The following is a 7,488-nucleotide window of genomic DNA, read 5'->3' as shown; positions in this document are numbered from 1 at the left end:
CGTGGCGGCGTGCCTAGCGGGCCGGGGTGTTGCGCGCTTCATCGCCCATCCGGTCGCCAGCCGCGAGCGGATGGCCGTTCAGAAACTCCCCCACCGTAAGAATTTTTCCACCCCCTGCCTGCAATCGGGTGATAGTGAGTACACCCTCACCAGTCTGCACGGCCACGCCTCCGGCATCGGCCTGTACCACCGTGCCCGGCACGCCCGGTGTATTTTTTTGCACCAGCGGTCCGGCCCCCCACAAGCGTAAGGTTTTGCCGCGCCAGGTCGTGCTCGCCACCGGCCAGGGAACCAGCGCGCGGATCTTGCGATGCAGCACCGCCGCGGGCTGTGTCCAGTCGAGAGCGCTTTCCTCCTTGCGCAGTTTTTTGGCATAACACGCGCGCGAAGCGTCCTGAGGTTGCGGCCTTATTTCGCCGCGCGCCAGACGTTCCAACGCGCTGACCAGCGTTTCGGCGCCGAGTGACGCCAGACGGTCATGCAGGGTCTGCGCCGTGTCGGTGTCGTGTATGGGCAGGCGTGCTTCCGCCAGCACCGGTCCGGTGTCGAGCCCGGCTTCCATCTGCATGATGCTCACGCCGGTGTCAGCATCGCCGGCCTCAATCGCGCGCGGGATCGGCGCGGCGCCACGCCAGCGCGGCAGCAACGAGGCGTGCACGTTGATACAACCATTACGGGGAATGGCAAGAATGGATTCCGAAAGCCGTAAACCGTAGGCGATGACAATCATCGCATCGGCGGTATCGGCGCGAAGCCGGCCTTCCTCGCCAGCGATCTTTTCCGGCTGGCGGATTTCAATGCCGTGTTTCTCCGCGCACTGTTTGACCGCGCTCGCCATCAGTTTGCGTCCGCGTCCGGCGGGACGATCCGGTTGGGTATACACGGCGCGAATGAAATGGCCGGCGCGAAGCAGAGCCTCGAGCGAAGCGACCGCGAATGGCGGTGTACCGGCGAAGATCAGATTCATGACGATAGAAAATGGACTGGATTTACAGGATTAAACAGGATTAGAAACTTTTATATTCATCTGCTTGATCCTGTTAATCCTGCCGATTCCATTTTACATGGCCAGGCGTTGCTGCTTCTCTAATTTCTTGCGGATGCGCGTTTGCTTCAGACGTGAGAGGTAATCGACGAAGACCTTGCCGTCGAGGTGATCGATTTCGTGCTGGATACAGGTGGCGAGCAGGCCTTCGGCTTCGAACTCCAACGGTTTGCCGTCACGGTCGAGCGCACGCACGCGGATGCGATGTGCGCGCGTGACCGGTTCGTAAATGCCGGGCACGGACAGGCAGCCTTCTTCCAGCTCCTGTTCACCTTCCCGGAACAAGATTTCCGGATTAATGAATACCTGGAGTTGGTTGCGGGTTTCGGAGATGTCGATAACGACAATGCGCCACGCCTCGTTGACCTGGATGGCGGCAAGGCCGATTCCCGGCGCCTGGTACATGGTCTCGGCCATGTCATCCACCAGCCGGCGGATATCGTTGGTTACCTCCGGCACCGGGTTGGCCTTGCGGCGCAGTCGCGGATCGGGGTAGTGCAGAATGGTGCGTACGGTCATGGACCCAAGTGACAAAAGCCGGTTTACTTCCTGCTGCCAAGTCAGTTTATTATCTGTCTGGATGCTGCTGAATAACAAGATAATTTGGCCATAATACCACCTTGGCGTTGCGCACCGGCATGGACTACACTCAAGACGTTATCAGACTACACGGAATGTGGACGAATGTCGCCTAAGCACCTAACGGTTTCCGGCTTTTTCCTTCTTATTATTGTTTTGTTCCTGTGCTCCGCGAGTTTCTCGCGGGCGGATGAGGTGCAGCTAAAGCCCGACCACCCCGAACGCTATACCGTGGTCAAGGGCGATACCCTGTGGGACATCTCGGCCCGTTTTCTGAAGAGTCCCTGGATGTGGCCGAAGATCTGGAAGATAAACCAGGAAATAAAAAACCCCCATCTGATTTATCCCGGTGACGTCATCGTGTTTCGCATGGTCGATGGCAAACCGGAACTGAGCGTGTTGCGCAAGGAAACAGTTACCGCGCCGGGATTGCCCTCGTTGCCTGAAAGCGCCCAGGAGCGGGAGCCGGCAGCCGCTGCCACACCCGCCGATGATCGCACTGTCAAATTGCAACCGCAGGTGCATAGCGAGCCGCTCGATGCGGCCATTCCCACGATTCCGCCGAATGCCATCATGCCGTTTCTCACGCGCCCGCTGGCGGTCGGTGAAAATGAGCTTGAGGAGGCGGGTTACATCACCACCGGACTCGATGATCGAATTGCGCTCGGCAACGGCAGCCAGTTCTATGCGCGCCGCCTGAAGGACGAGGGTCCGGAGTATTACCAGATCGTGCGCCCTGGCAAACCCATCCGCCATCCCGACACCGGGGAGCTGCTGGCGTACGAGGCGGTGTATCTGGGCAATGCACATCGGCTCGAAACCGGCGACCCGAGCAAGCTCGTGGTCACCCAGGTCAAGCAGGAAATTATACCGACTGACCGGTTGGTGGAAGCACCCAGTAAAGTATCCCTGCCTTACTATTACCCTCGCGCACCCAAGACCCAAGTCGCGGGGAGAATCGTTTCGGCCCTGAATGCCGTGGACGAGATCGGCCCCTTAACGGTGGTCGGCATTTCGCTGGGCACCCGCGAAGGCATGGAGGAAGGCAATGTACTGCGCGTCATGCGTCATGCCGGTATGCAAAAGGATCCGGTCACACGCCGGAGTTACCAACTACCGGATGAACAATCGGCCTTGGTGATGGTCTTCCGTACCTACGAGAAAATGAGCTACGCGCTCGTCATGACCGCCACCCAGCCGGTGCACATGCTGGACACGGTTGTCACCCCCTGAGTTAATTCACATCTGATGGGGTAGACTGCGCGCCATGGCCGGCGCGACGACGCAGATTTCCACACTCGATACCTTTGTGTCGTGGCTCGCGCTGCGGCGCCTGCCCGGTGTCGGCACCCGCACCCAGTTCGATTTGCTCGAACACTTCGGATCGATCGAAGCTATTTTTTCCGCCAGTCGCGGCCAACTCGAAAAAGCGCTCGTCGGAAAGAATGAAGCGATCGACGCCCTGCTTGCCGGTCCCGATGAGAACGTACTCAAATCCGAACTCGAATGGCTGAGTAAGCCCCGCCATCACCTGATGACCTGGGCAGACCCTGATTACCCTGCGCTGCTGCGCGAAATCCCCGACCCGCCACTGGTGCTTTATATCGCCGGGGAGCGGCCGCTGCTATCGGTTCCACAACTGGCAATCGTGGGCAGCCGCAATCCCACGCCGATGGGCCGCGAGAATGCGCGCGCGTTCGCTAATAGTCTGGCCGGAGCGGGGCTGGCGATCACCAGCGGCATGGCGCTGGGTGTGGACAGCGCCGCGCATCGCGGCGCGCTCGAAGCGGGCGGGAATACCATCGCGGTGGCCGGCACCGGGCTCGATCGGGTGTATCCGGCGCGGCATCGCGACCTGGCGCATGAAATCGTCAAACACGGCGCGCTCGTGTCGGAATTTCCATTGGGCACACCGCCATTGCCGGAAAATTTCCCGGTGCGTAACCGTATTATCAGCGGTCTTTCTCTGGGCACGCTCGTGGTCGAGGCGGCACTGCAGAGCGGTTCGCTCATCACCGCGCGCATGGCGAATGAACAGGGGCGTGAGGTATTTGCTATTCCCGGATCGATCCACGCCCCGCAGTCGCGCGGCTGTCATGCGCTCATTCGCCAGGGCGCCAAGCTTGTGGAAACCGCGCAGGATATTCTCGAGGAACTCGGTCCGTTGGCCGGCGTGGCACTTCAGGCTGCGCATGAAAACACGCCGCCGGGGCTGCGATTGGATTCAACGATGGAAACGTTGCTGGAACATATCGGTCATGATCCGGTCAGTATCGATACTCTGATCGAACGCTGCGGATTGACGGCGGATGCCGTTTCCTCCATGCTCTTGCAGATGGAGCTGAACGGACTCGTGTCGAATTGTCCGGGCGGCAAGGTTCAAAGGATTTCCCGATAACGCGAGTTAAAGAGAGAGCGCAGCCCGCTGATGAAAGAAAATGTTTTCGATGTGCTGATGTACTTGTTCGAAAACTACATGGATGAAGGCACGGAGTTCCAACCCGATCAGGAAGCGCTTACCCACGAACTGACCCAGGCCGGTTTCCGCCGCGGCGAAATCCGCAAAGCCTTTTCCTGGCTGGACGGTCTGTCCATGTTGCGCGAGATCAATCACGGTCAGCCGCGCGCGGGAAGGTCCGCCTCGATTCGCCACTACACCCCGAAGGAGCACGAAAAGCTCGACGAGGAATGCCGCGGCTACCTGCAGTTCATGGAAACCAGCGGTGTGATTGATCCTGCCACGCGCGAGGTGGTGATCGACCGGTTGATGGCCCTGGAAGTCGATGAGATCGCGCTGGATCAGCTCAAGTGGGTGATGCTGCTGGTGCTGTTCAACCAGCCGGGACAGGAATACGCCTATCACATGCTCGAGGACATGGTGTTTGATGAAATGCAGGGTCATCTGCATTGATTTCCGTCATTATTCGATCGTCATCGCGACCGTTGCCTGACAGCAACTTTAGTTTCAAGGCTTGACAAGCCCCGCCTGTTATCGACAACAATTCGCCCCTGACGCAACTCCGGTGCGCGAAAATGCGCCAGGATGCAATTAATGCGACGCTCATCCCGCACCATTTTTTTTCCGGAAAGCAGTGCGGGCAGCAATTACTTTTACTGCAGTAGTCATTGAGTTAACTGAATGTCAAAACATCTGATTGTGGTGGAATCGCCGGCCAAGGCCAAAACCATGTCCAAGTATCTGGGCAAGGATTTTACCTGTCTGGCCTCTTACGGCCATGTGCGTGACCTGCTCCCGAAACAGGGCGCGGTGGACACGGAGAATAACTTCAGCATGAAGTACGTGCTGATCGAGAAAAACAAAAAGCACATGGATGCCATCGTCAAGGCCATGAAAAAGGCCGACTCGCTGTATCTGGCGACCGACCCGGATCGCGAGGGCGAAGCCATCTCCTGGCACCTGCATGAAATCCTGAAAGCGGAAGACGTGTTGGACGACAAACCGGTACATCGCGTGGAATTTCACGAAATCACCAAGAGCGCGATCCAGCATGCGATCGAGCAACCGCGCAAGCTGTCCGAGAACCTCATCAACGCACAGCAGGCGCGTCGCGCGCTCGACTACCTGGTGGGCTTCAACCTCTCGCCGCTGCTGTGGAAAAAGGTGCGCCGCGGCCTGTCGGCCGGGCGCGTGCAAAGCCCGGCGCTGCGCCTGATCGTCGAGCGCGAGATGGAGATCGAAGCTTTCAAGGCGCGTGAGTACTGGACCATCGAATCCGATCTGGCCACCAAGGGCAAGGACTTCGTCGCCCGGCTCACCCACTTCAACGGCGAAAAGCTCGAGCAGTTTTCCATCGACAATGGCGCGCGCGCCGCAGAAGTCGATGCGGCGCTGCAGGCCAAGGCGCAGGGCCGTCTGGAAGTGCTTTCGGTCGAGAAGAAGCAGCGCCGCCGCAACCCGGCGCCGCCGTTCACGACTTCCACCCTGCAGCAGGAGGCCTCGCGCAAGCTGGGCTTCACGGCACAACGCACCATGCGCACGGCGCAGCAGCTTTACGAAGGCATGGATCTCGGTCACGGCGAAGTCGTCGGTCTCATCAGCTACATGCGTACTGACGCCGTGAATCTGGCGAACGAAGCCGTCGCCGAAATCCGCGACGTGATCAAGGACCGTTTCGGCGCCGACAACCTGCCGGACGAACCGATCGCGTACAAGAACAAATCGAAGAACGCGCAGGAAGCGCATGAAGCCATCCGTCCGACCTCGGCCGCCCGGACGCCGGATGCAATCAAGGATCACCTGAAGCCAGATCAACTGCGACTATATGAGCTCATCTGGAAGCGCACGCTGGCCTGCCAGATGGTGCCGGCGGTGCTCGACACCGTCACAGTGGATCTCGCCGCTGGCGAGGGCAACGTCTTCCGCGCCAACGGCTCGACCGTGGTGAAACCCGGTTTCATGGCGGTGTATCAGGAAGATATCGACGACAAGCCGGCGGACGCGCCTGAGGGAGTCGCCGAAGACGAGAAACTTCTGCCGCCGATGGAAAAGGGCGAGTCCATCGAGCTCAAGGTCTTGCGCAAGGAGCAGCATTTCACCGAACCGCCGCCGCGCTTCTCAGAGGCGAGCCTGGTGAAGGCGCTCGAATCCTTCGGCATTGGCCGGCCTTCCACTTATGCCAGCATCATCTCGACCCTCGAAAGTCGCGAGTACGTGACGCTGGACAACCGCCGCTTCAAACCCACCGACGTCGGGCGCGTGGTCAACAAATTCCTGTCGGAGCATTTTTTCCACTACGTGGATTACGATTTCACCGCGCGCATGGAAGACGATCTCGATGCCATCTCGCGCGGCGAGAAGGAGTGGCAGCCGGTACTGCGGGATTTCTGGACCGACTTCAAGAATCAGGTGAAGGAGAAGGAGTCTGCGGATCGACCCGGCGTCGAGATGATGGAAGAGGAATGCCCCAAGTGCGGCAAGAAACTGGCCAAACGCCTCGGGCGCAACGGCTACTTCATCGGCTGTACCGGTTACCCGGACTGTAATTACACACGCAACGTGGACGACGCCGTGGGCGCCTCGAACGAGCCTGAAATCGTGCCCGACCGCAAGTGCCCCAAGTGCGAATCGAACCTCGTCATCAAGCGCGGCCGTTACGGCCGGTTCATCGGCTGCAGCAACTATCCCAACTGCAAGCACATGGAGCCGCTGGAGAAACCCGCCGACACCGGCGTGGAGTGTCCGGAGTGCAAACAGGCGACGATGCTCAAGCGCAAGTCGCGTTACGGAAAAGTTTTTTATTCCTGCGCGCGTTATCCCGACTGCAAGTACGCGGTGTGGAATCCGCCCATCAAGGAACCATGCCCCAAGTGTGGTTGGCCGTTTCTTTCCGTCAAGACCACCAAGCGCCGCGGGGTGGAAAAGGTCTGTCCGCAGAAGGAATGCGGTTACGCCGAGCCGTACGAGGGCGAAGTGCCGTTTGCCGAACCTCCCAAGATCGCTGCCGGGGTTTGAAGTAAGCCGCTGCGGCGGCGCTGGCTTCGTTGCGCCGTCGCTCGGAATGCTCAGCTAATGAAGCCCTACTTCGCTTCGCTCCGTTCGTCTTGGCATAAGATGAGTCGTGTAAACTCCGCTTGGACGAAATACATCCCTGTATTTCGCCTTTGGCGCGCGTTCCGCGCGTCCAAATTCGCTCCTGGCGAATTTGTCTCGCGCCGGCGCGCCTTGCCATCATCCGCCGGATCGGCTTAACTCAGATTTTATGCTGTGAGGAACATTTTTATCGCCGCGATGATCAGCACCACGCCGAGCAGTTGACGCAGCCGCACCGGCGCCAGCCGCCGCACCGCCAGTTCCGATCCCACGACCGCGCCGCCGAGCGCGGCGAGCGTCATCCATGCCAGCC

General features: G+C 59.6%; 6 protein-coding genes. 4 read left to right on the top strand and 2 right to left on the bottom strand.

Features of this window, described 5'->3' with window-relative positions:
- Window positions 1-13: 13 nt before the first annotated feature.
- Entirely contained in the window at window positions 14-967 is a 954-nt protein-coding gene (fmt, locus tag WB402_RS13445) for a methionyl-tRNA formyltransferase (protein ID WP_424208698.1), read from the bottom strand.
- A gap of 93 nt (window positions 968-1,060) precedes the next feature.
- The gene (gene def / locus WB402_RS13440; protein ID WP_424208696.1) at window positions 1,061-1,564 is read right to left on the bottom strand and encodes a peptide deformylase; all 504 of its coding nucleotides are present in this window, start codon (window positions 1,562-1,564) and stop codon (window positions 1,061-1,063) included.
- Window positions 1,565-1,729: 165 nt separating this feature from the next.
- On the opposite strand from def, the gene WB402_RS13435 reads away from it, so the two are divergent.
- The 4 genes from WB402_RS13435 (at window position 1,730) to topA (ending at window position 7,097) form a co-directional block, all read left to right on the top strand.
- Window positions 1,730-2,857: a LysM peptidoglycan-binding domain-containing protein gene (locus tag WB402_RS13435; RefSeq protein WP_424208694.1), complete on the top strand. Its 1,128-nt coding sequence runs from the start codon at window positions 1,730-1,732 to the stop codon at window positions 2,855-2,857.
- A 34-nt stretch (window positions 2,858-2,891) separates the two neighbouring features.
- Complete coding sequence (dprA, locus tag WB402_RS13430) at window positions 2,892-4,022, top strand: DNA-processing protein DprA (RefSeq protein ID WP_424208692.1); 1,131 nt, start codon at window positions 2,892-2,894, stop codon at window positions 4,020-4,022.
- A 30-nt stretch (window positions 4,023-4,052) separates the two neighbouring features.
- Complete coding sequence (locus WB402_RS13425; RefSeq protein ID WP_424208690.1) at window positions 4,053-4,535, top strand: DUF494 family protein; 483 nt, start codon at window positions 4,053-4,055, stop codon at window positions 4,533-4,535.
- A gap of 228 nt (window positions 4,536-4,763) precedes the next feature.
- Window positions 4,764-7,097 (top strand): type I DNA topoisomerase, encoded by a 2,334-nt coding sequence (gene topA / locus WB402_RS13420; RefSeq protein WP_424208688.1) that lies wholly within the window; start codon window positions 4,764-4,766, stop codon window positions 7,095-7,097.
- Window positions 7,098-7,488: the final 391 nt, after the last annotated feature.

Origin of the sequence: Sulfuricaulis sp., from assembly GCF_049587675.1 — a bacterium.
GTDB lineage: Bacteria > Pseudomonadota > Gammaproteobacteria > Acidiferrobacterales > Sulfurifustaceae > Sulfuricaulis.
This window is presented reverse-complemented; position numbering and strand designations above follow the sequence as displayed.

Excerpts from the sequence above, each read along its gene's own strand:
- def (WP_424208696.1), bottom strand. The coding sequence starts at position 1,564 with ATGACCGTACGCACCATTCTGCACTACCCCGATCCGCGACTGCGCCGC.
- topA (WP_424208688.1), top strand. The coding sequence starts at position 4,764 with ATGTCAAAACATCTGATTGTGGTGGAATCGCCGGCCAAGGCCAAAACC.
- dprA (WP_424208692.1), top strand. The coding sequence starts at position 2,892 with ATGGCCGGCGCGACGACGCAGATTTCCACACTCGATACCTTTGTGTCG.
- WB402_RS13425 (WP_424208690.1), top strand. The coding sequence starts at position 4,053 with ATGAAAGAAAATGTTTTCGATGTGCTGATGTACTTGTTCGAAAACTAC.
- fmt (WP_424208698.1), bottom strand. The coding sequence starts at position 967 with ATGAATCTGATCTTCGCCGGTACACCGCCATTCGCGGTCGCTTCGCTC.
- WB402_RS13435 (WP_424208694.1), top strand. The coding sequence starts at position 1,730 with ATGTCGCCTAAGCACCTAACGGTTTCCGGCTTTTTCCTTCTTATTATT.